General features: G+C 49.1%; 24 protein-coding genes and 2 tRNA genes. 21 read left to right on the forward strand and 5 right to left on the reverse strand.

The features are described from left to right. Positions 1 to 234 precede the first annotated feature (234 nt). The 4 genes from QW520_01825 (at position 235) to gdhA (ending at position 6,002) form a co-directional block, all read left to right on the forward strand. Entirely contained in the window at positions 235 to 1,110 is an 876-nt protein-coding gene (locus QW520_01825) for a hypothetical protein (GenBank protein MEM0448546.1), read from the forward strand. A gap of 108 nt (positions 1,111 to 1,218) precedes the next feature. Further along, complete coding sequence (locus QW520_01830) at positions 1,219 to 3,219, forward strand: DNA topoisomerase VI subunit B (protein MEM0448547.1); 2,001 nt, start codon at positions 1,219 to 1,221, stop codon at positions 3,217 to 3,219. Further along, positions 3,212 to 4,306: a DNA topoisomerase IV subunit A gene (locus tag QW520_01835; GenBank protein MEM0448548.1), complete on the forward strand. Its 1,095-nt coding sequence runs from the start codon at positions 3,212 to 3,214 to the stop codon at positions 4,304 to 4,306. Before QW520_01830 ends, QW520_01835 begins: the two co-directional genes overlap by 8 nt. Before the next feature lie 361 nt (positions 4,307 to 4,667). Continuing rightward, on the forward strand, positions 4,668 to 6,002 hold the full coding sequence (gene gdhA / locus QW520_01840; GenBank protein ID MEM0448549.1) for an NADP-specific glutamate dehydrogenase: 1,335 nt from the start codon (positions 4,668 to 4,670) through the stop codon (positions 6,000 to 6,002). Between the two features lie 47 nt (positions 6,003 to 6,049). Here the strand turns inward: gdhA and lysS are convergent, their stop codons facing one another. Beyond that, positions 6,050 to 7,609, reverse strand: coding sequence for a lysine--tRNA ligase (lysS, locus tag QW520_01845; protein ID MEM0448550.1), 1,560 nt, complete (start codon positions 7,607 to 7,609; stop codon positions 6,050 to 6,052). 160 nt (positions 7,610 to 7,769) lie between these two features. Between lysS and QW520_01850 the strand changes: the two genes are divergently transcribed. Continuing rightward, positions 7,770 to 8,279, forward strand: coding sequence for a hypothetical protein (locus QW520_01850; GenBank protein ID MEM0448551.1), 510 nt, complete (start codon positions 7,770 to 7,772; stop codon positions 8,277 to 8,279). A 74-nt stretch (positions 8,280 to 8,353) separates the two neighbouring features. Then, positions 8,354 to 8,524, forward strand: a complete 171-nt coding sequence (locus tag QW520_01855) for a preprotein translocase subunit Sec61beta (GenBank protein ID MEM0448552.1) — start codon at positions 8,354 to 8,356, stop codon at positions 8,522 to 8,524. A gap of 20 nt (positions 8,525 to 8,544) precedes the next feature. On the opposite strand, the gene QW520_01860 is transcribed toward QW520_01855, so the two are convergent. Beyond that, positions 8,545 to 9,789, reverse strand: coding sequence for a cation:proton antiporter (locus tag QW520_01860; protein ID MEM0448553.1), 1,245 nt, complete (start codon positions 9,787 to 9,789; stop codon positions 8,545 to 8,547). A gap of 140 nt (positions 9,790 to 9,929) precedes the next feature. Between QW520_01860 and QW520_01865 the strand changes: the two genes are divergently transcribed. After that, complete coding sequence (locus QW520_01865) at positions 9,930 to 10,466, forward strand: inorganic diphosphatase (GenBank protein MEM0448554.1); 537 nt, start codon at positions 9,930 to 9,932, stop codon at positions 10,464 to 10,466. A gap of 146 nt (positions 10,467 to 10,612) precedes the next feature. Here QW520_01865 and QW520_01870 read toward each other — a convergent pair whose 3' ends face one another. Continuing rightward, on the reverse strand, positions 10,613 to 10,996 hold the full coding sequence (locus tag QW520_01870) for a CopG family ribbon-helix-helix protein (protein MEM0448555.1): 384 nt from the start codon (positions 10,994 to 10,996) through the stop codon (positions 10,613 to 10,615). A 33-nt stretch (positions 10,997 to 11,029) separates the two neighbouring features. Between QW520_01870 and QW520_01875 the strand changes: the two genes are divergently transcribed. From QW520_01875 to QW520_01910, 8 genes are all read left to right on the forward strand, one after another. Next, positions 11,030 to 12,412 (forward strand): hypothetical protein, encoded by a 1,383-nt coding sequence (locus QW520_01875; protein ID MEM0448556.1) that lies wholly within the window; start codon positions 11,030 to 11,032, stop codon positions 12,410 to 12,412. 48 nt (positions 12,413 to 12,460) lie between these two features. Next, positions 12,461 to 13,378 carry a polyphosphate kinase 2 family protein gene (locus tag QW520_01880; GenBank protein ID MEM0448557.1) on the forward strand — a complete coding sequence of 306 codons (918 nt, stop codon included), beginning with the start codon at positions 12,461 to 12,463 and terminating at the stop codon, positions 13,376 to 13,378. A 708-nt stretch (positions 13,379 to 14,086) separates the two neighbouring features. Further along, on the forward strand, positions 14,087 to 14,308 hold the full coding sequence (locus QW520_01885) for a hypothetical protein (protein ID MEM0448558.1): 222 nt from the start codon (positions 14,087 to 14,089) through the stop codon (positions 14,306 to 14,308). An 18-nt stretch (positions 14,309 to 14,326) separates the two neighbouring features. After that, positions 14,327 to 14,773: a hypothetical protein gene (locus tag QW520_01890; GenBank protein MEM0448559.1), complete on the forward strand. Its 447-nt coding sequence runs from the start codon at positions 14,327 to 14,329 to the stop codon at positions 14,771 to 14,773. Next, on the forward strand, positions 14,683 to 15,381 hold the full coding sequence (locus QW520_01895; protein MEM0448560.1) for a hypothetical protein: 699 nt from the start codon (positions 14,683 to 14,685) through the stop codon (positions 15,379 to 15,381). Before QW520_01890 ends, QW520_01895 begins: the two co-directional genes overlap by 91 nt. 24 nt (positions 15,382 to 15,405) lie before the next feature. Continuing rightward, complete coding sequence (locus QW520_01900) at positions 15,406 to 15,726, forward strand: hypothetical protein (protein MEM0448561.1); 321 nt, start codon at positions 15,406 to 15,408, stop codon at positions 15,724 to 15,726. A 381-nt stretch (positions 15,727 to 16,107) separates the two neighbouring features. Continuing rightward, positions 16,108 to 16,959: a site-specific DNA-methyltransferase gene (locus QW520_01905; protein MEM0448562.1), complete on the forward strand. Its 852-nt coding sequence runs from the start codon at positions 16,108 to 16,110 to the stop codon at positions 16,957 to 16,959. Between the two features lie 12 nt (positions 16,960 to 16,971). Next, on the forward strand, positions 16,972 to 18,180 hold the full coding sequence (locus QW520_01910; protein ID MEM0448563.1) for a hypothetical protein: 1,209 nt from the start codon (positions 16,972 to 16,974) through the stop codon (positions 18,178 to 18,180). A gap of 184 nt (positions 18,181 to 18,364) precedes the next feature. Here the strand turns inward: QW520_01910 and QW520_01915 are convergent. Beyond that, positions 18,365 to 18,437 (reverse strand) — tRNA-Glu (locus QW520_01915). Positions 18,438 to 18,570: 133 nt separating this feature from the next. Here QW520_01915 and QW520_01920 point away from each other — a divergent pair. Next, positions 18,571 to 19,098 (forward strand): hypothetical protein, encoded by a 528-nt coding sequence (locus tag QW520_01920; protein ID MEM0448564.1) that lies wholly within the window; start codon positions 18,571 to 18,573, stop codon positions 19,096 to 19,098. Here the strand turns inward: QW520_01920 and QW520_01925 are convergent. Beyond that, positions 19,055 to 19,852: an NAD+ synthase gene (locus tag QW520_01925; GenBank protein MEM0448565.1), complete on the reverse strand. Its 798-nt coding sequence runs from the start codon at positions 19,850 to 19,852 to the stop codon at positions 19,055 to 19,057. The genes QW520_01920 and QW520_01925 overlap by 44 nt on opposite strands. Positions 19,853 to 19,933: 81 nt before the next feature. On the opposite strand from QW520_01925, the gene QW520_01930 reads away from it, so the two are divergent. The 5 genes from QW520_01930 to QW520_01950 all read left to right on the forward strand — a co-directional run. Next, a complete protein-coding gene (locus QW520_01930; protein MEM0448566.1) occupies positions 19,934 to 20,719 on the forward strand; it encodes a carbon-nitrogen hydrolase family protein in 786 nt (261 codons plus the stop codon). A 48-nt stretch (positions 20,720 to 20,767) separates the two neighbouring features. Beyond that, positions 20,768 to 20,872: transfer RNA gene (locus tag QW520_01935), tRNA-Ser, on the forward strand. Between the two features lie 320 nt (positions 20,873 to 21,192). Continuing rightward, positions 21,193 to 21,390 carry a hypothetical protein gene (locus tag QW520_01940; GenBank protein ID MEM0448567.1) on the forward strand — a complete coding sequence of 66 codons (198 nt, stop codon included), beginning with the start codon at positions 21,193 to 21,195 and terminating at the stop codon, positions 21,388 to 21,390. Between the two features lie 142 nt (positions 21,391 to 21,532). Next, the gene (locus tag QW520_01945; protein ID MEM0448568.1) at positions 21,533 to 22,030 is read left to right on the forward strand and encodes a hypothetical protein; all 498 of its coding nucleotides are present in this window, start codon (positions 21,533 to 21,535) and stop codon (positions 22,028 to 22,030) included. A gap of 2 nt (positions 22,031 to 22,032) precedes the next feature. Then, a partial coding sequence (locus QW520_01950; GenBank protein MEM0448569.1) for a hypothetical protein occupies positions 22,033 to 22,130 on the forward strand: 98 nt, incomplete at its 3' end.

Here is a 22,130-nt window from a genome sequence, read left to right on the forward strand (position 1 = left end):
ATTGGCCATATTTTATCTTTACGCCTTTTGGAATCGACTCATCAATTTTCCTGGCGCTGGTTATACAACTAATTCCCCGAGTTGCGAGAAGACTTGAAAGGTGAATTACATTGGGAATCCACAGTTATTGGATGAGCGAAAACATGTGAGTCTGCGTCTCTAGATTTCCTGCCCCATCGAGCTTTTACAGCCGAGGTGAAAACATTTAAACGATGAAGCCCTGATTCCCCGGCAATGGCCGAGTCAGGTGCCAAGGATAAATGGCAGGAGTTCCGAAATAGCAAGTTGGGTCTGGCGTTCGGCCTGGTGCTGACTGTGCTTTTGACCCTAGTGCTGATGCTGTATGGCGGTCATGTTTTCTGCTTTGCACCATTATTGGCCGCGATCTTGCTGTATCTTGTGCCCAAATATTTCGGTCTAAAAGGGATGAAAAAGATAGCCATTTTCGGCATCCTTGTGCTTTTTGCCGTGGGCCTTATCATCGGTTTCACATTCTTCACCATTTTGAGAGAGGTTCAGCCTGAACCAGTGTCCTCCAACGATGGTATTTTGACGCAAGGCCAGGTAATCCCATTCAGAGGTAATGAGTTGAGTAAATTCAACTACTCCGTGATCCTCACGGGAGGGAACGATACCCCTGACCTATGGCTCACCACGTACGACTACTTCGCTTCCAATCAGGCTAGGACCTTCAATCTTTCCAATTCGTTCGCTTTGGGTGACAGTAAGAGAGTATTTTTCGTAGAGGTGGAAGTGCCCAAGAGCCTCTACCGGTATTCCTTTTCATATAGAATGCCACAGAGCGATGAAATCGTAAGAACAGGAGTGGCCTGGGGACCCATAATGGTGAGCGATGGAGATATCCTTTCGCATGAGTTGTACTTCAACGTAATCTATGTAGTGGTGAATGGAGGCCTTTGGTTTGCCTTCGTGCTCCTGACCGTGTGGTGGATGGGTTCGTCGAAGAAACGCATGGAGGAGCTGCAAAAGAGGAAGATGGAGCAGAGCAAGGAGGAGACCAAGGAGAAATTCGTTTGCTCAGAGTGTGGCGCTGATGTCCCAGCCGAGGCCCAGGAATGTCCTCAATGCGGGGAGAAATTTGAGGACTGAGCGAGTTCAAGCGTGCTCGTGGCTGGCAAGCACCAACATTATTAATAAGATTTGCACGGATACGTAGCCGGGATGCACTTATAATCCAATAAGAGGTGAAAGGTCGAGATGGCCTCCATCGCTGAGCATTTGGCCAAGAAGCAGAAAGAGATATCGGTCTCGGAATTCTTTGAGAGGAATCGCCAGATACTTGGCTTCGATTCACCGACTAAGGCTCTGATCATGGCGGTCAAGGAGGCGGTGGATAATGCCCTCGACGCTTGTGAAGAAGCAGGGATACTGCCTGAGATCCTTGTGAAGATCGAGAGGGTGGATGAGAAAGAGTTCCGCATGACCGTGGAGGACAACGGTCCCGGCATCGTCCCCCATATGATACCCAATGTCTTCGGTAGGCTGCTTTTCGGTTCGCGCTTTCACGCCATACGACAATCGAGAGGGCAACAGGGCATCGGGATATCGGCCACGGTGATGTACGGCCAAATCACCACTGGGAAACCTGCCCGCATAACCTCCAAGACCGAACCAGATAAGCCTGCCGCGGTAAAGCATATAATGATCAATACCAAGAACAATACGCCTGAGGTGGTCGGTCCTCCACCTCCCAATGATTATATTATGTGGGAGGGGAAGGAACATGGCACGAGAGTGGAGATTAATCTCAACGGCCGGTATATCGCCTCCAAGCAATCAGTCTTCGAATATCTTAGACAAACTGCCATAGTGAATCCCCATGCCAGCATAACCTTTATCGACCCCGAGGGACGAGCCTACAACTTTCCCAGGGCTCATGATAGGCTTCCCCCTCCAACTAGAGAAATCAAGCCGCATCCTGAAGGGTTGGAGCTAGGGACGTTGATGAATCTAGCCCGCGCGACCAAGGCTAAGACTCTCAAGGATTTCTTGCAGAACGATTTCTCAAGGGTCTCGGAGCGCCTATCAAGAGAGATAATAGAAAAGGCTGGTTTGAAGGAGGGAGATAAGCCTTCAACCCTGGATTTGGATCAGTATAAATCATTATTGAAGGCGATGCAGTCGGTCAAATATCTCGCTCCGCCCACTGATTGCCTCTCTCCTATCGGAGAAGCTTTGATCAAGAAGGGGCTGAAGAACGTCTTGGAGGAGTATAAACCTGAATTCTACGCTCCTCCGGTCACCAGGGCCCCTAAAGTCTTCAGTGGGAATCCTTTCCAAGTGGAAGTAGGCATAGTCTACGGGGGCAATATACCCGCAGATCAGCCAGTGACCATACTTCGTTTCGCCAACCGCGTCCCTCTGCTCTATCAGCAGGGTGCTTGCGTGCTAACTAAAGCCGTGGAGAGTGTGGACTGGAGACGCTATGGCCTGGAACAAAGAGGAGGAGCTGGCATCCCCTATGGTCCGGCGATAATACTGCTTCATCTGGCCTCCACCAAGGTACCCTTCACCTCCGAGGCTAAAGAGGCCGTGGCTGCGATACCCGAGATACAATCAGAGCTGGAGCTGGCCCTTAGAGAGTGCGGACGACGACTGAAGGTTCATCTAAACAAGAAGGAGACCAAAAGCCGTACTAAGGCCAAGTTCGAGATCGTCCAGGAGATACTCCCCTTGATCGCGCAGAAGAGCGCCAAGATCGTGAATAAGCCCGTACCCCCATTGGCGGGCACCATAACCAAGATAATGAATGTGGTGTGGATAAACGACGAAGTGGTCTATGAGAAAGGAAGGCACAAGGTTCGAGTGGAGATATTCAACTACACTCCCAAAGTCATGCGTTTCAACCTTCATGCTGTCATCCCTCCCCAGGCTACCACCTTGCTCAAAGCCGAGCCCCGACCTATACAAGTGAAGGACGATGGCAAGGTGACCTGGGAACTAAAGCCCATACGCTCCACGGATAAGATCACGGTGCAGATGGAGCTGGAAGGGCTGGATCCAGAGATGTATGAGGAGAATGAGCTCTATGTCAGCGGCATAGACCCTTCCATGATCATCGGCGCTGATCCTCTTCCCGGCGACTGGGATGTGGCCAAGCTACAGGTGACCGAAATACCTGTTCAACCCTCGGATGAGTCGAGTGAGGAAGAGGAAGTGGACTACGACGAGCAGACGGAGGCTCTCAGCGATGACTGACTACTCCAAAGAGGCGGTGCAGAAGCTGTATGAGATAGCGGAGTCCATCTACGAGCAGATAGAGTCAGGCAAAGTGCCCAAGATGGTGATTCCCCTCCGCACCAAGTCCAATATCAGGTTTGACCCTAAACATTCCGTTTGGAAGTACGGCAACGCCAAAGGCGCTCGCACGGCCAAGAAGACTCAGGGCGCCTTGATGCTTCTGCGCACCATGTGCGTCATGGAACTCATTGAAGAAATGATCAGAGAGCGGAAATCCTCGACCCTCAGAGAGATGTATTACATATCTGAAGGTTGGGGCAAAGGGAAATTCAATTCCCAGGACGAGAGCAATCTCTTGGCTGAGGACCTGGAGATAGTGACAGGGTTGATGCGCGAGGACTTTAAGCTCAGGCCAGAAGAGAATGGGGCTAGCGTTTTCGGCGATATAACCATCGAGGAAACGGATAGGAAGGGCAAGGTGAAGCGCATCAACTGCCTTGATGATGTGGGCGATTCAGGATATGGAATTCCTTACAACGTGGAGAGCGATAAGGTAAAACTGCTGGAGACGGGTGCAGAGTTCGTCATCGCCATCGAGACGGGCGGTATGTTCGATAGATTGGTGGAGAATGGGTTCGCAGAGGAATACAAGAGCATCCTAGTGCATCTGAAAGGGCAGCCTGCGCGCTCTACCCGAAGGTTCATCAAGAGAGTACACGAAGAAATGGGTCTTCCTGTGGTGGTCTTCACTGACGGTGACCCTTGGTCATTCCGCATCTTCGCCTCTGTGGCCTATGGCGCCATAAAGACAGCGCACATATCCGAGTTCCTCGCCACGCCCAGCGCCGAATATGTGGGGATCACCGCCTCGGACATAGTGAATTACGCTCTACCCACGGATAAGCTGAGCGAGCGAGACATAAAGGCCTTGGAAGCCGAGCTCAAGGACCCCCGCTTCAATGATGAGTTCTGGCGCAATGAGATCGAGTTGATGCTTAAGATCAATAAGAAAGCGGAGCAGCAGGCTTTGGCCAAATACGGCCTGGATTTCGTCACCGATAGGTATCTGCCGGAGAAGTTGGGGGAGATGGGCGTATTGAAATGATTCTTAGCGTATGGCCTAAGAAATCTATTATCGGTCTGCAACCGCCGTCAAAATTTTAGCCTTATGGGGCCGGGATTTGAGTTATGGAAAAGTTAGTTCCTCGGCCTCCTTTAGGCCGATTCCAAGATTTTGTTAATACGATATTCTTTATGGAAGATGGCAAGAGGGAGTTTAATGTCGCTGCATATTCTAAGTCTTTCACTTCTTGCAGCGGGAACGACCGAATTCCTCACCAAATTTCAAAAAAAGGCTATCAACACCGACCATATCATAATCTCACCAGAACTTGAGACGGTCGTAGCTCTCATAAATCTTTATTAAATCATCTCTGGCATTAGCTCTATGGCGTAAGGTGGGAATAATGGATATCGATGAGATCATAAATGAGACCATAGAGAAGAATCCCGGGGAGAAGGAATTTCATCAGGCCGTCAGCGAGGTGTTGAGGTCCCTAGAACCTGTGCTGAAGGCTAAGCCAGAATACGCCAAGGCCAACATACTCCGGAGAATAGTAGAGCCTGAGCGCAGCATCATATTCAGGGTGACTTGGACTGATGATAATGGAGAGGTGCAGGTGAATAGAGGCTATAGGGTGCAGTTCAACAGCGCCATCGGCCCTTACAAGGGAGGACTGCGTTTCCATCCCTCTGTCAACCTAGGGATCCTTAAATTCTTGGGGTTCGAGCAGGTCTTCAAGAACGCCCTAACCAGCCTTCCCCTAGGAGGAGGAAAAGGGGGTTCCGACTTCAACCCCAAGGGAAGGAGTGATGGCGAGGTCATGAGATTCTGCCAGAGCTTCATGAACGAAATGTATCGCTTCTTAGGACCGAACACCGATGTTCCAGCGGGCGATATTGGCGTGGGTATGAGGGAGATAGGTTACCTCTTCGGACAATATCGAAAAATAACCAATCGCTTCGAGTCGGTGTTCACGGGCAAGGGCTTCAATTGGGGGGGCTCGCTGATGCGGCCCCAAGCCACTGGCTACGGATGTTGTTATTTCTTGGAGGAGATGCTGAGAGCCAATGGGGATAGTTTAAGAGGTAAGACTGTGGCGATCTCAGGATCTGGGAATGTGGCGCAATATGCCGCGCAGAAGGTGATTCAACTTGGAGGGAAAGTTGTGACCATGTCGGATTCTGACGGCACCGTCTATGATCCTGAGGGGATAGATGCCAAGAAATGGGAATTCGTGATGGAACTCAAGAACGTTAAGCGCGGCAGGATCAAGGAATATGCAGAAAGATACGGTTGCGAGTATTGGAAAGGAGAGCGACCTTGGAGAGCTCCCTGCGACGTGGCCATGCCCTGCGCCACCCAGAATGAGCTGGATGAGAATGATGCTCGAGCCCTTCTGAACAATGGAGTGAGGGCTGTGGTAGAGGGGGCCAACATGCCCTGCACCCCTGCAGCTATTTCTCTCTTCATCGACAATAAAGTGCTGTTCGGTCCGGCCAAAGCGGCCAACGCGGGAGGTGTGGCAACCTCGGGGCTGGAGATGTCCCAGAATCACCTGGGGATACAATGGACCGCCGAGGAGGTGGAGCAGCAGCTGAGAAGGATCATGATTAACATACATAAGAATGTGGCGCAAGCGGCAGCGGATTACGGCCATGCTGGCAATTATGTCGTGGGGGCCAATATTGTAGGATTCATAAAGGTGGCGGATTCGATGATAGACCAAGGGGTGCTGTGAAACCTCGCCTAGACTCAACATCAATTAGATCTTGATGTTCTAGGCTATCATGCCACGCGACATGCAGGATCGAAAGCCTCTTCTATCCTCTTGAGTACGAATTCCCGGTCGAGCGTGGAAAGGAAATAGCCAAGCCGAGGCCCTTGGCGCTTATTAATGAATATGGCATACAGTGTCTGGAATGCTGCCTTGGCACCGAGACCTGAAGACTTAGCGCATTCGTAGACTAGGTCGTGGATCTTGTCTCCGCTCCATTCCGCATCTATCAGCTTGGCATGCACCTCCCTAAGGAAGCGAAGCTCCAAGTCAGAGAGTTCGCATGTGGGGAGAGCAGGGGCCACTTTGAATTTTACCTCCTCAGGGGCGAAGTGATCAAGCCAATACCGCACGCATCTGGCCCTTTCCCGCAGCAGCTCCACGTCTTCCTCTTTGATCTCAGAGATATGCTCAGAGCGCTTCAGGATCTCCAGCATCAGGTCGAAGTTGTTGGTTATCTGTACCACCTGGACGAGGTGACGATATGGTACCTGAAGGGGCATGTGCCTGCGGACGCCTTTGGGCTGGGCCAATTCATAGGCGCGCAGAAGATCCTTATCCCTTTCCTCTGCCCCCCCTTTGTAATACCAATACTCCACCTTGTCGTACTCGTCCACCACATCCAGCACGCCCAAGCCCGAGTCGTAATCGATATGACGATCGACATTGTATCGCAAGAAGGAGTAATTGAAGACTGGAGCAGGCGTTATCGCCAGCGCATCCAGGCCAGTCACCTCCACACCCTTCGACTTGTGCATCTGGCCTTTCCCCTTCAATTGAACGAACTCGTAGGGAATGGGATACGGGGGCTCGTTTACGAAAACCTCTCGCGCGAAGCGAACCCCGGTGTCATAAGAGCCTCCGGCCGCAGCATGGTCTTTGCCAAAAGGCTCGCAAGTCACCCCGAAGAGCTTCCATTTCGCAGCCCATTCCACCCTCCAAGGCATCTTTCCATCGGCCTTACGTACGTCCGCTTTGCCTTCATGTCCGCAATGGCATCTATATGTCACATAGGGGAATTCATAGCCTAAGACCTCGCCCGCGGAGTACTTGCCGCATGCCGAGCACTTGGCAGTATAGGGGAAAAAGTTCTCCCCTACAGCCCGTCCCGTGACCTCTCGGAGTATTTTTGCTATGGTATCCCTTTTCCTTATGGCAATGTCCGTTATCTGCGCGAATTTTCCCTGCTGGTAGAGCTCATGCGTCCAATACAATCTCGGTTCCAGACCTATCTTCTCCAAGGCTTGCAAAAAGGGCTCGGCGAAATGATGCACATAGCTCGAGTGCTCGCCACAAGGGCATGGTATCTCGGATAATGGCTTCTGGACCTCCGCCTCGTAGCTCTCATCCAGGAAAGGGTAACGCTTGCGTAGGGGGTCGAAGGAATCTATGATGTAGATTAGGTCCACATCGGCTCCTGAATCCTTCAAGGCCTGATAGACCCCACGAGCGGTTACGGCCTCCCTTAGGCTCCCCACATGTATGAATCCAGAGGGGGTTATTCCAGTAGAGATTAGGTTTCTGGCGTTCTTTGCCATCAGCTCTTTCGCGATGACATCGGCCCAATGCATGCTGATCAGGGCGCCTCAAGGCGATGCTGAATATTAATCTTGCTAGACGCGATAGCCCATCCACTCGCGGCCTGCACGTCTATGACCAAAAGATATCAACATATAGTTGATAACTATTCTTCGATATGATTAAATAGCAAGGGCATAGTCGAAAAAATGAATGAATGCGCAGGAATTCCAAGAGAGGTTGGAAAGGGCTCGGGACATCCCTGAGATATTCGAACTGGTCAAGCTGGCAGTGAGGAAGACATGGGGAAAGGAGAGGTCAGGGCTCATGCTCGGTCTCTCAGATCTTGGTGGAGGCCCAGAAGGATTCGTAGGGGCATATTATCCAGTGGCCACGAATATCATTGTGATGAATAGAATGCCCCTGCTCAGAATAAAGCAGAAAGAACCCCATCTCTATCGTTCTTACATCTTCCACATATTACTTCATGAGTACATCCACTCGCTAGGGATCATGGATGAGGCGGAAACGCGCAACAGGGTGAGGGAGATCAGCGAGAAGGTACTCGGACCAGAGCACCCTGCCTCCCAATTGGCCGCGGATATAAGCAGGTTCATGCCCAGCCTGGTATATCCCATAGGAAGTTGGAATCCGAAGGAAGGGCAGACATTGGAGCTTATTCGGGGCTTCGATCGTTCCGCATCCGACAATTACATCCGCTGAAGATCGCGCGGTGAGATAATCATGGTGGTGCCAAAGGTTTTTTAAAGGCACGGAGGATTCGAGCTTCGATAGAGATGGTGAAAGAGGGCAAGAAAGGTTCAGGGTTCCAATCAGCCGCGGGGCTTATACGCTATTTCGACTCCGAGGACGAGAAAGCCTTGAAGATAAACCCCTATTTCGTGCTCATTTTCGCCGCCTTCTTGATCCTTATCGTGGAGCTTGCCAAGATTATCTGGCCATACTAGCTGCCTTGTTTAAAGCGGCATTATAGTTTGGCTTCTGCGGTCCCGAAATGCTTGTGACGCATCTTCCTTTTGACGGCCCAGCCAAGGAGACTGGGTGTCATTATCGTGGTCAATAAGGACATGAACACCACCACAGCATAGAGGCTTTCGCTCAGCACTCCTGCCATCAATCCGATGGAGGCCACGATTATCCCTACTTCTCCTCGAGGTATCATCCCCACCCCAATTATGTTGGCGGAGCCTTTGCCCAATTTCAGGGAGCCGAGGAATGCCCCTGCGAATTTGGTCAGTGCCGCGAGGATGGTCACTACCACCACCAGGAATATGGTCTCCATGGTGGAGATGGCCGACAGGTTCACCAGGAAGCCTATCTGAAGGAAGAAGAATGGCACCAGGAACTCGTTGATGGGATTGAATTTCTCCTCGGCGGGCCATATGTCCCTAAGCTCTGCGAAGAGCATACCGGCCAAGAAAGCTCCCACGATCGCGGCCAGGTTGAGATACGAAGCCAAGGCGGACAGGCCGAAGCAGACTACGAGCGCGAAGGGCAGTGGACTGATATGCTTGTGCAGACCTTTACGATGGCTCTCCGGCCTCTGATTCAGGCGGGAACGGGCCTTGGGGACCATGGCCGTGATGAACATTATAAGGAGCACGAATGCCACCGCGAGCGCCGCCACCACCGCTATGTCGATTATGTTCAAACTGCCTCCGATAGCTATGCCGCTAACCATAGAGAGCACTATCAAGCCCAGAACGTCATCGATGACCGCAGCGCCCAAGATAACCTTAGCCTCGATGGTTTCCATCATCCCCAGGTCCTTGAGTACATATGCGGTTATGCCCACACTGGTGGCCACCATGGCCGCTCCTACGAACAGAGCCTCCAGAACGCTATGTTGGAGGATCAACATGAGCGCAAGCCCCACGAAGAAGGGCACGATCACGCCCAGCACAGCAACTAGAGCCGCCGTCCTTCCCACTCTTCTCAACTCGTGAAGGGGCGTTTCAAGGCCCACAGTGAAAAGGAGGAATATCACTCCCAACTCAGCAAATACATCGAAAACCGCTCGATTCTCCTCCTCGCTTAGCTTGAGCATAGAGAACAACGACTGGCCGTCCAGGGTGATGTTGGAAAGCAGTATCCCCACCAGGACCACGCCCACGATCACCGGGACCTCGAAGCGCCTGCATAGCACAGTGGCCATGTTGGCCAGTAGGACGAGCACAAAGAGCTCGACTAAGATTATCTCGAGGTCTATCAAGCTAAGCCCCAGCAGCGTATCCGCTATGGCTTATATAATCTGTGGTCAGCCTGTGGTCTGCCGTCGGCCACCTCCTTTCCTCTCCACGGCATGCCAAAAAAGATAAGTAAGGCTTTCAATGCCGGGGCGAGTGAATTAAGATGTCGCTGTGGAAGAAAGTGCCTTCAGGGAGAAGCCCACCAGACATAATCAACGTGATCATAGAGACCCCAAAAGGCAGTAAGAACAAATATGAGGTCTCCAAGGAGCATGACTTCATCCTCTTGGATCGGGTGCTGCATTCCAGCGTGGTATTCCCTCATTCCTATGGCCTCATCCCTCGCACTTGGTACGATGACGATGATCCTATGGACATCATGGTGATGCTTTCCGAGACCACATTCCCTGGCTGCGTGGTCGAGGCGAGGCCCATAGGCATGCTGAAGATAAATGATGAGAAAGGCAAGGATGATAAGGTCTTGGCCGTGGCCACCAATGACCCCCGCATGAAGGAGTATCATGAGCTGGAGGACGTGCCGAGGCATTATCTGAACGAGATAGCCGAGTTCTTCAAGACTTACAAGACCCTGGAGGAAGGAAAGCACACATTGGTAGAAGGTTGGGTGGGACGTGAGGAGGCCATATCCGCTATATCCTACGGCCTCGGATTATTCCGTGAGAAGTTCGCTTACAAGTGAGCAAGGCGGAAGGAATAGATTCCTGCCTTGAAAGCTCTCCAACCCAAAAGCGACTGTATCGCCCAGGACCGATGCTGCTGGTATAGGGCAAAGAACAAAGAGTATAAAGTGCAGAATTGGCGGTCGCTATAATCTGATTTGACATGTCATGAGGGGACGAACTTCACGTAGCTTATAGCATCGTCTCTCTGGAACGACGAGATCAACTCCTGAACCAGGGTTGCGTCTCCTCGAACGATGAAGACCTCCAAGCACTTCTGATCTTTCAGATGCGAATGGATCTGCGTCTTCACCACCTCCTGATGCGCATGGCTGAGCTGACCCAGACCGGGGGAGCCATGGGAAGAGTGGACGACGATCAGCACGCCCTCCACTTCTCCTTTAAGTCTTTCCTTGTCACGGACCTCGGCCTCTGCCGACCTCAGGGCCACCCTTATGACTTCGCTGCGACTGCTCAGGCCATGAGACCTCTGGAGCTTCTCCAGGGCCTTGATGTTCTCATCGCTGAGGGAGATGGATATTATGGGCATGAGGATGCATATGGCTTATATGTCTAAGGCACTTTGCGTCGCAAGACTTTTAGCATGGGAGAGGATTCCTGGCCTTCAAAAGGGATGGGGATGTTCAGCCAGGGCGCGTCAGCTTTCGAGAGAGTGACAGAGCTCTTCTTATCGCGGTACGCTCTGAGGCCAGTCCCTCATGAAGCATGTATGGCTTTTCTCCTTAGGTACGCCGTCGACCCGGAGATGAGATGCGCCATCTCAAGGAAAATCTGCCAAGATAAGGAGTTGGCGGAGCGCCGGGAGGAGTTGGGTTTCGTATTGGCCTTAGAATTGGTGCTGGAGGAGAAGGGGCGCAGGCTGTTCCAGCACATCATCTCCGAGGCGCGCATCGCTGAGTTGCAAGCAGAATACCCTGAGGTGTTCGGCAAGGACTTCTCCCAGAAGAACAGTAAGAGCTTTCAGGAATTGCTAGAGGAAGCTTGTCGCCTGGACACTAATCAGGCAGGAGTAGTGCTTTGGCTTTCCAAGGCCATCGATAATATCTTCCCCGAAGGTGCCGAGACAAAAGCCATTCTTGACATGATCAAGAGGCATGCGGCTATCCTGCTTTTGGAGAAGAATTGGATGAGAGACTTGACTGCTTTCCAAGAAGCCCTCAAAGAGGATGTCACGAAGATCCTCAACGCCTTGGGCGAGAGACCGGAGATCGATGAAGGCCAGGCTAAGAGGGTCCTCAGCAGGTCCCAAGAAGTGGAGCTTATATTCTGCGTCGCCACCCAAGCCATCGCGCTCAGGCATTACCAGGCCTTGGATGAGGATGAGAAGAAGCGGATCGAATCCTCCTCCGAGGAGCTGTCGTGGGACGAGAACTCCCTCAAGGAAGGGATGGAGAGGAGACTTTCCTGGTCGGAGGATGCTTCGGAGGCGATAAGGTCAATGATATCGGCAGCAGAAGCGCTGAGGCAATACGGTGAGGTCGAGGCAGCATTAAGACTGTATTCGCTGCTCTTGGAACGAGTCGATGCGGAAACGCGCCTGAGAGCAGAGCTGCACAATCGCATGGCTGTGATCCATCGAGAGATGAGCCGATGGAAGGAAGCGCTCCTCGACTTCCAGCAAGCAGGCATGCTGTGGGAAGAGGCGGGGGCGATGTATGAGGAGGCAGTGACCTCAAGCCTCATAGCTGAAGCATATGGCAAACTAGGGAAGAGGGAGAAGGCGATGAGATATCTTGAGGAATCCTTCTCCCACTTGGAGAAAGCAGGTGCGAATGACGAGAGGATGGCCAGAGGATATTTCTATCTGGCTGCTTGTTCCAATGGTCTAGGTCGCTTAGACTTGGAGAAAAAGGCGCTGGAGCGAGGAATCGAGTTCGCCCAACGCTTGGAAGATAGCGAGCTGTTCTTGGAGTTCAACCATAGGCTGATGTCGCTCGGCAGCTAAGGACATCTATTATAAGCGACGTAAGCGTTCTTTCGCATTGGGAGAGAGATGCAGTTCGGAGCGGGCGCAGAGAAGATCATTGAGAGGGTCAGAGTAAAGCCGGGCAGCAAGGTAAGCCTGAAGGACTATCCTTCCGAGTGGGATGGGCCAGAGCAATTCTCAGTGAACGGGATGGAGCTGACGAAGGCCAATTCTGAAAAGCTGCTGGAGATGACCAGGAAGGAACTGACCAAGATGCAGGATATGCTTTGGGCCGATAACAGCCATTCCGCGCTAATCATCCTCCAGGGCATGGACGCTGCAGGCAAGGACGGCCTTATCAAGCACGTCATGTCAGGTTTGAATCCTCAGGGCTGCCGCGTGACACCGTTTCGAGCGCCTACGCATGAAGAGCTTGATCATGATTTTTTGTGGCGCTGCATGAAGGCGTTACCAGGTAGAGGTGAGATCGGGATCTTCAACCGCTCATATTACGAGGAGGTCTTGATAGTGAAGGTGAACCCCAGCTATCTGGTGCCGCAGAGGCTTCCCTACGAGAAGTTCGATAGGACATTCTGGGAGGAGAGGTATCAAAGCATCAACGATATGGAACGGCATCTGGTAAGGAACGGGACCTTGATTATCAAGTTCTTCCTCAACATTTCCAAGAAGGAGCAGAGGATAAGGCTTCTGGAGAGGATGGGGACGCCAGAGAAGAGATGGAAATTCAATCCCAACGACATACTGGAAAGGGAGAAATGGAATGAATATATGGAGGCGTATCGCCAGATGCTCGAGGCCACCAGCACCAAATACGCCCCCTGGTACGTCCTGCCAGCGGACCAGAAATGGCTGACCAGGGTGCTGGGCGCACTCATAATCACCACTCAGATCGCCAGCTTAGACCTCAAATATCCCGAATTGCCCAAGGAGCAGCTTCTTGCGATGGAGGAGATGAAGAGACTACTCCAGAAGGAGAAGGGTTGAGCTTAATTTCATCATAGGATTCTCGAAATGACAAACTCGAGGCCAATTGCTTAAGGATTGGAATATAGAATATCGAACTGCTCATACAGGATGTTATCAGGTTGGTTTTATATTCTAACGTGCACCTTGAATTTCCACGACCTTATTGGAAGACCACTGCACCGTGATTTATGAATTCACCTGTACTGTTTAACTGCTCCGTTTGCCTGACACCCATAAAATGGTACAAGTCATGCTCTCTTTACCGCTTTGGAGAAGATAGGGAGCGAGACGCAAGGGATCGCTCTTTTTATGAGACAGACCTAACTCCATCTATGCGATTGGAGAAGACGTTTCAAGAAGAGTTCATGGAAAGCATATCCATTTTCGTAAAGCCAGGGTTCAATCAAGGATATATTCAACTTCAACGATCAGTCTGAAAATAGAGTCGATGGCGTCTCAAATATGTCCAGGCATCACACATTTCTTCACATGCGTGAATAAGTGTATCGATAGACAATCTAATTAACCACTGATGCCAATCTTTCCAATGAAGGGGTATATCTAAGGTGACAACTTCTCGTTTTGATTGTCATCGCGATGGTAGCTGTCGCCTCCTTCGCCAGCGCTCTCATCCTGCTAGGTCAGGATAAGGATGATGGCTCCGATTAGACGAAGGGATTCCTGGTCGGGCCAGACGGTAGTGAGATAAACGCCTTCGACCCCCAAGTGAATATAATCATTCCCAGCGGATCCCTGGAATCCCAGCAGAAGATTATCCTCAGGAGGGTCTCACTTTCAAACACCTCTTACATCGCGGAGACCGCTTTCGAGTTAAGGCCTGATGACATCTCCTTCAAGAGACCGATCCAGATCAGAATAATGTATGATTCCTCAAAAGTACCTAACGAGAGGAGCGAGAGCGACCTCTGTCTAGGTAGGCTTGAGTAGGGGAAATGAAGAACGATAGTGGCAAGCGGTGTGAATGTGACAACGAAAGCGGTATGCGGCCTTACCACCAGCTTTAGCACCTATGCGGTGATAGCGAACTCGACGAGGGTCTCGATCAATGGCCCGAATCACGCCTATCCCAACGGGATGATGGAGATGACCTATTTCATATCCACTCCCATACCGCAGTACGTCATGGGGTATAGGGCTAGCTGGTCTAAAGAATCTGATGATGGAGCGCTCTACGAAAGAAGGGATGACGGTAGTGGTCTATATTCGACCTTGGTCGTCCAATATGTGAACAATCTGCCTGTAGCTGGTTCGAGGGTATACTTCTTACCATATCAGGAGCCCATCTCGGAGTGCTGGCAAGAGTGGCTTTGGAGTTGTCTATCACATTCGATATGGACGTATTCAACGGGCCATATTATCTATTCGGCCATGCCTCGACCGATGTGGAGATAACCTATCCTGAGGCCATCATCTCTCCGCAGCAAGCTTCTTGCACTCCAGGAGGACAGGTCATATTGCTCCCAGAAGCGCGAAAGACACCTTCAGACTTTAAGCCATATTGGCATTGGGAGACCGATGCCAACAAGGGCAAGCTATTCGACGCCGGCCAGGACCCCTCCAGCGCGAGCGGTTCTGCCAACATAGAGAAGACTGACGGCAGTTACGCGATCTTCAAGGCCTCAGAAAGTGCGGAGGTCGGTTCAATCGCGCAGGTCCGTCTGGGGGTATGGGTGAATGACCCTTATGGCACAGGCAATATCACCCAAGGCCATGGGATGTCGAATATCACGATCATGGACACGCCAATTAGGATTGTATTCGACTACCAGCCTCAGATAGATTATTGGCATGAGAACTCTGCGAGCTTGTCAGCGGTAGTCTCAGGAGCCCCTGCGGGAACCAAGCGATATGTTTGGAACACTACGGGACTCTATGGCGGCTTCGGACAGGTTTGGCCCTCATATCAGAGGTCATTCATCAGTTCGGCTCCCTTCGCCTATTATTCCGGCAACGGTAACGGCAGCGACGGGGACAGAGATGTGATTTCGGTGTCCGTATAAGTTTGGCAGGATGCTTCATGAAAGTTGATAGGGAATGCCTCGGCCAGCATCGAAGTTTGGTATCCACTGACGACCTATGCCCTGCTTGATCAAGAGAAGTCCACGGCCTTCTTGGGCTTAGGCAGCAGTTGGGCCATCTACGTGGTGAATCATGGGGCGATAACCGATCTGTCGAGCTTCCATGCGCGTAAGGGTGATTTCATCAGAGTCATGATATTCTATAGAGGGACCCCGTACTATGAGCCAAGAGACCTCTATCTTTGGAAAGGAGACAATAATAGATTGTTGCTATCTTCTTCGGAAATGGTTACTGGATCGGATAGGATATTTGTGATAAATTTGTAAGAATTTTTTTATTAAATTTTGATTACATTATATTTATTTTTATTTTTTAATTAAGAAAAATATTTTTATTTAAAATGTCTGAAATATTTATATGATGGGAAAATATAAAACAATTTTTTCGTAAATATTCAAATCTCAAACAACATTTATAAAATATAAAAAAATATTTATTTTAATTCAATTATAAGTATTAATTGAAAATGGATTCTAAATATTTTGATAAAAATTATTACAATATTTGATTTATATATTAAAAAAACAATTTAGCCCGCAAAAATAAATTGTATAAGAAAAACATTATTAGAAAAGCATACTGTTGAGAAAGTCGTATTGAATCGAGTGCTCTCCAAGTTTAAATGCTTAAAATCATAAACTAAGTGGATGATTTGGGGTATGTATATGAAACCATATTTTTCAATTCCGGGATTCGAACTTTATCTTCAAGATTGTCTTGTTGCTCTAGACGAACTTGAGCCAGAATCGGTAGATATGATTTTTGCAGATCCACCATATAACCTTTCCAATGGTGGTTTCACTTGTCATTCTGGAAAACGTGCTCCCGTCAACAAAGGAGAATGGGATATTAGTAGAGGTATTGAGAATGATTTTGAATTTCATAAACAATGGATATCAAAGTGTAAACGTTTACTGAAAGAAAATGCCACTATTTGGATCAGTGGAACATATCACTCAATTTATGCCTGCGGGTTCGCTCTTCAATTATGTGGTTACCAAATATTGAATGATATATGCTGGTTCAAACCAAACGCGGCTCCAAATATCAGTACAAGATATTTTACGGCGAGCCACGAGACATTGATTTGGGCCAAAAAAAGTGCCGATTCCAAACATTATTTCAATTATGAATTAATGAAAAATGGCGTGTGGAAAAAAGACCCCCTAAAGAAACCTGGCAAGCAAATGAGATCAGTATGGAGTATACCAACTCCATCGCCAAGTGAAAAAAAATTGGGAAAACACCCCACCCAAAAACCAATTGAATTATTAATGAGGATAATTTTGTCTAGTACAAAGGAAGGAGATACGATCCTTGATCCATTTACTGGAAGTTCAACAACTGGTCTTGTTGCTTATGCGACTAATAGAAAATTCATAGGAATTGATAATAATAAAGAATATTTAGATTTATCAATTAAAAGACTTAACGCACTTCAGGATGACATGAGTAAAGTAAAAAAATTTATCACGTGCAAGTTAGGAAATTTTGAGTGAGGGAGGGTTAATTTGTCAGAATTTATAAAATTTTTAGAGAGAATTGCCAACGTTTGCGGAATAAAATTAACTCAAGAACATTTCATGGGAATTGACGAGTACCACGTTGCATCTAAAATATTACATGAAATAAACTCATTTTTTTATCAAAAAAAACAGTCAATTCCGGGTGACTATATATCCGAATTTCATATATATTGGAAGAATAACCATAAAAAAATTCTAAGGCCGACTGTAGGACCAAATGGGGAATGTTTAGAGGTCGCTAAAATATTTGAGGGTATATATTCAAAAACAAGAGTGAAAGTGCATGTAGATACATTGGATTTAACAGCAGAAGAAATAGCAAATGTTCGTTTTTTTACTTCGATTCAAGATTTTAATATCGATATCCATGCAAGGGGTAATCCTTTTGAATTATACAAACGAATCCCAGAAAGTTTCTCCCCAAAAAAAATCGTAAATAACGAACTTCTGATTGATACGTTTCTAAATATGATTGGTGCAGATTCACAAAGAGATAAAAGAAAAAAATGGATGGAAAATGCTGCGAGACTTTTAGTTGAACGTTATGATGGATCCGCGCTCAATATTTGTAATGTACATAATGGTGATGTTTTAGAGATTATAAAGGCACTCACTGAAAACGAAAGAAATGGTCTTTCTATCAAAAAGGCCCATATGCTTCTTCGGGATATGGCTGATCTAGGTATTTGGTCATATTCTAAAAATTCAGACAAACTTGATGTAATGAGTGATAAAAATACCATGAGGGTAGCATTAAGAACCGGCATCGTTCAATTTAGTATACCCTTACTGGCAAGTTATCTAGATGTTTATTGCTACCAATACTCTTTAGTCGATCAAGTCTGCAGAGATGCTTGGAGAAAAGTATGGGAAGATTGGGGTAGTTTGCCAAATAACCATAGACCCCCAACGCCAGCATCAATGGATTATCTGATATATAGATTGGGTAAAATTGTTTGTAAAAATCAGAAAAGGATATGTTTTCCATCACCACCTGCGGACTTCAAGCAAATTGAAAGTATGTTCCCTCAAGATAGATTGGCATTCGACAAAGATGGATATTGCATCTTCAATAGACTTTGTAAACCTGAAAGAAAGATATTGAATCCACCAAATAGCATATCAATTAAAGGAATGACTGGATGGGATCGAGGTAAGACAAACGAGGGTGGAGGTGGAGGAATTTCTTCTTAATTACAAAATAAAATATTTTTAAATTAATTTTAAAATTTGTTAATCAATTTCATTATTTTTTATAACTTAGAATAATATCTATGCAAATCCCATTGAAATATTTATCAACTTTTCATCTTTAGAGAGAATAATTATAAATAAAGCTTTGTTTTAAAAATATTATTTGCTGGATATTATTAAGGAGTGCTCCCGTCGGGATTTGAACCCGAGTCGAAGCCTCGAGAGGGCTTCATGATTGGCCACTACACTACGGGAGCGCGGTAAGGCCACAATCAAAACGCCTTTATTAAACCTTTCTCCTTTCCCTTGGATTCTTTTAAGCTAACATTGGCCACGTGGATAATTCATTTAACCGCAATCATAATGTGAGCCCACAATGTTCTTTCATTTATGGCCTCAGTGAGGTTGCGCTATAGGCGATCCACCTTTATCCCGACCGTATTGTTGCTCGGCCTGGCGCTCGTATTTTTGAACGCTTTCTTCGCCCTCTTGGTCAACGATGTGCTGTCAGTCTTTTTGGCCGTGCTCGTCTCGCTCGTGCTCTTCTCCGTCATAGGCCTCTCACCCCTCCTGACAACTCATCTCCTGGATGACGATCATTTGGAGCTCCGCCAAGGTTGGTATTTTCGAGGAAGGATACCCATTGACAATATCACATCCTTGGAATGCATAGATAAGGGTCCATTCCGCACTGGTGTGTTCTTCAGATTGAGCGGGAACGCATTATTCGTCACCACTCAGCGTCATGGACTTTTTAAGATTTCTTTACGGGAAGCTCAGCGCTTTGGCTTCGCTCTGGGAAAGCGCGCGCATGAAGTATATTTCGATACCCTCGACCGAGATCTTTTGATGAAGAAGCTCAAAGAGAGAGGGATCACTCCCTCCAATCAAGTCCAACCGTCCTCAGTCCTAGCTTAGGTATGAGCGGCATCTTTCTCTTATGCACCGAATCCCTATGCATGGACCATATCCTCTCCACCTTATGCATCGGGATCCCCGTGCGCTTCGATATCTCCTCGTTGGACAGACTCAGCTCGAATCCTATCAGTATCTGGTCGAGCTCATCATAGCTGATTCCGATCTCGCCCTCATCTGTCTGCCCTTTCCATAAACCTGCGCTAGGGATCTTGTTCCTGATGCGCTCCGGTACCCCCAGGACCTTGGCCAGCTCCCTTACTTCGGATTTATATAAGTCCCCTATAGGGCAGAAATCGGCACCCCCGTCCCCGAACTTGGTGAAGTACCCTATGAGCAGTTCGGACTTATTGCTCGTGCCCATGACCACGCATCGATTCAGCCTCGCATAGTGATAGAGCACCATCATCCTTACCCTGGCTTTGGCGTTGCCAAGAAGGCATCGGTCGGTCGCATTTGGAAGAATGCTTGAGATCTGGCTCAAGATGGGTGAGATATCCACCACTTCCAGCTTTGTGCCGAGCCCTTTGCACAACGCCTTCACGTCCTCAAAATCCTCTTCCGGCGTGCTCTCGGTAGGCATGAAGATGTTCATCACCTTCTCCGGCCCAAGCGCTCTGACGCACAAAGTCGACACCGCTGCCGAATCGATGCCTCCGCTGACCCCGACAACAACCCCTCTCGCCCCGCTCTCCTTTACTGAGGTGGATATGAATTCCAAGATCGTCTCTATAGTAAGCTCGCGCAAAGGGGGCATGCTTTCGCATATATGCTTTCAGACTTTATTTTTTTCCCGTGGCTTAATATATACCCCTGAGGGTTCGAGTTCCATAGTGGAATGATGAGGATCGCCGTCGCTCAGACACCTAATCGGTTGGGGGATAAGGAAGAAAACTTGCGAAGAATGCAGACGTGCGTAGCCAAAAAGGAGGCGGACATCTACGTGTTCGGCGAGATGTTCCTTACGGGCTACATGTGCCGTGACCTGATACCCAAACTAGCAGAGGACGTTGATGGACGATCGATAAAGCGCGTGCAGGCTTTGGCTCAGGAGCACGAGTGCTACGTTGTCTTCGGCATGCCCTTGTGGTCTAAGGAGGTGCCAGGGCTGTTGCATAACTGCTGCGTTTGCATCGGCCCCGAAGGGGAGGTGCAGACATATGAAAAGCTGAATCTGGCCAATTTCGGTCCTTTCGAGGAGCGCTTCTACTTCACCCCCGGCCAGCAGCCAGTCATGTTCGATATCCTTGGCTCGCGCTTTGGAGTGTGCATCTGCTATGACATCTTCTTCCCTGAGCTCATAAAGAGCTATGCCTTGCAAGGGGCCAAGGGTCTGATATGCATCTCCGCCTCGCCCATCACATCCCGCGAGCAGTTCGAGAGGGTGCTTCCTGCTAGGGCCGCGGAGAATACCATGTATGTGCTCTATTCCAATCTGGTGGGGACGCAGCTAAATATGGTCTTCTTCGGAGGAGGACAGGCCTACAGCCCCAAGGGGGAAAGGCTGGTCAAGAACGATTATCTTAAGGAGGACATCAGGGTCGTGGAATTCGATCCCAAGGAGATCGCCATCGCAAGGCACATGAGGCCCACCATCAGGGACACTCTAGGCGGAGGGATCTAGGGGGCAGGGCAACTTTTAAATTCGTTGAGACGGTAAGGGCCAGAGAGAGCCGAGGTGGCCCAGACTGGTAAGGCGCAAGCCTGGAGAATCCTTGGATTCCAGCAAGCTTGTGTCCGCAAGGACTCGGGAGTTCAAATCTCCCCCTCGGCGCCAATCTTGATTACGATGAGCCATGAGATGATGCTCGTTTTCTGTGGGAATGTCCTGAGTCGATAATCGGCCAATATTAATTCCTATTTCACATCTGGTCCTTAAGACCATGATTCTCCGTGGCTTAGAAGATCCGCCTTCTTTCCGCTCCAGATTTATCAATCTTCTTCTCCAAGATAAAGATCAAGATCTTCATTTTGGGCGTTCAAACGTGCTATATGTCTGCGCACATAATCCTGATCCGATGGCAGGATAGGAAAAAAGATAGAGGTTAAGAATCATACTATTAAGGTTAAGATGGCTGCTTTGGGGGCATGTTGAGGATGAGATGCTACGTGTGCGATTGGGAAGGGTCAGAGGAGGAGATGGAAGTCAGCCAATCCAGCCTCTTCCTCTACGATTATATAATAGCAGAGAAGCTCAAAATGGAAGTAACTCGGCAGAGTCAGAGCTGCCCTAGATGCCACACTATACTGGCCAGCCACCGCCTGGTGGGAGGGGTGGTATTCGACGGAGGATGAGCCAGGGACGGTTTCAACTCGCTATCATTATCTAGAGCTGTTGATTTCTCAATAGCCCGGAAGAGAAAGTGCCAGGCACTTGAATTATATCGTGGCTGATGCATTACATCTCGCCATCAGAAGAAGATTGGGGTTGTAGAGAATGCGCGTTCATGCTGACTTGAGACTCAAGGACGTCCCCGGCCAGTTGGTCAAGGCCTTGGAGCCGATATCGGCCAGTGATGGGAATATCGTTGGAGTGGTGCATAATCACGAGGCGGTGGTTGCGGGACGCATCACCGTGAATGTGACTTTCGAAATCAGCTCGCAGAGACAGCTGGAGCGCATAATGGCCGAGTGGAAGGAGAGGGATATTGATGTGGCACGGCTGTCCTCCATGCTTGAGACATTCGAATTCGAATATCTGATCGTAGGGGACATAAAGCCATCCGAGTTGAGAGAGCTGACCGACGGCATCGAATCCATGGAAGACCTAGTCACGGTCGATATCCGTTATTCCATGTCCCCGGCCACAGGAGAGAAGGCGGCTCTAATTTTCGGGAAGGTGAGGCAAAAGAGCGCCATCGCCCGCGTCGAGGACTTCCTCCATCAGCGCTCCATGCATTCCGGACTACTGCTCATCAGCGGCCTGGGGGATTGAGCATGGACATCGTCATTATAGGCTTCGGAACGGTAGGCCAGGGAGTGGCAGAGGCCCTATCGAGAAAGGCTCCCGCATTGCAATCAGCGTTCAAAGAGAA

The sequence above is a fragment of the Methanomassiliicoccales archaeon genome, from assembly GCA_038740345.1.
Classification (GTDB): Archaea; Thermoplasmatota; Thermoplasmata; order Methanomassiliicoccales; family UBA472; genus JAJRAN01.

Excerpts from the sequence above, each read along its gene's own strand:
- QW520_01825 (MEM0448546.1), top strand. The coding sequence starts at position 235 with ATGGCCGAGTCAGGTGCCAAGGATAAATGGCAGGAGTTCCGAAATAGC.
- QW520_01830 (MEM0448547.1), top strand. The coding sequence starts at position 1,219 with ATGGCCTCCATCGCTGAGCATTTGGCCAAGAAGCAGAAAGAGATATCG.
- QW520_01835 (MEM0448548.1), top strand. The coding sequence starts at position 3,212 with ATGACTGACTACTCCAAAGAGGCGGTGCAGAAGCTGTATGAGATAGCG.
- gdhA (MEM0448549.1), top strand. The coding sequence starts at position 4,668 with ATGGATATCGATGAGATCATAAATGAGACCATAGAGAAGAATCCCGGG.
- lysS (MEM0448550.1), bottom strand. The coding sequence starts at position 7,609 with ATGCATTGGGCCGATGTCATCGCGAAAGAGCTGATGGCAAAGAACGCC.
- QW520_01850 (MEM0448551.1), top strand. The coding sequence starts at position 7,770 with ATGAATGCGCAGGAATTCCAAGAGAGGTTGGAAAGGGCTCGGGACATC.
- QW520_01855 (MEM0448552.1), top strand. The coding sequence starts at position 8,354 with ATGGTGAAAGAGGGCAAGAAAGGTTCAGGGTTCCAATCAGCCGCGGGG.
- QW520_01865 (MEM0448554.1), top strand. The coding sequence starts at position 9,930 with ATGTCGCTGTGGAAGAAAGTGCCTTCAGGGAGAAGCCCACCAGACATA.
- QW520_01870 (MEM0448555.1), bottom strand. The coding sequence starts at position 10,996 with ATGCCCATAATATCCATCTCCCTCAGCGATGAGAACATCAAGGCCCTG.
- QW520_01880 (MEM0448557.1), top strand. The coding sequence starts at position 12,461 with ATGCAGTTCGGAGCGGGCGCAGAGAAGATCATTGAGAGGGTCAGAGTA.
- QW520_01905 (MEM0448562.1), top strand. The coding sequence starts at position 16,108 with ATGATTTGGGGTATGTATATGAAACCATATTTTTCAATTCCGGGATTC.
- QW520_01920 (MEM0448564.1), top strand. The coding sequence starts at position 18,571 with ATGGCCTCAGTGAGGTTGCGCTATAGGCGATCCACCTTTATCCCGACC.
- QW520_01925 (MEM0448565.1), bottom strand. The coding sequence starts at position 19,852 with ATGCCCCCTTTGCGCGAGCTTACTATAGAGACGATCTTGGAATTCATA.
- QW520_01930 (MEM0448566.1), top strand. The coding sequence starts at position 19,934 with ATGATGAGGATCGCCGTCGCTCAGACACCTAATCGGTTGGGGGATAAG.
- QW520_01940 (MEM0448567.1), top strand. The coding sequence starts at position 21,193 with ATGAGATGCTACGTGTGCGATTGGGAAGGGTCAGAGGAGGAGATGGAA.
- QW520_01945 (MEM0448568.1), top strand. The coding sequence starts at position 21,533 with ATGCGCGTTCATGCTGACTTGAGACTCAAGGACGTCCCCGGCCAGTTG.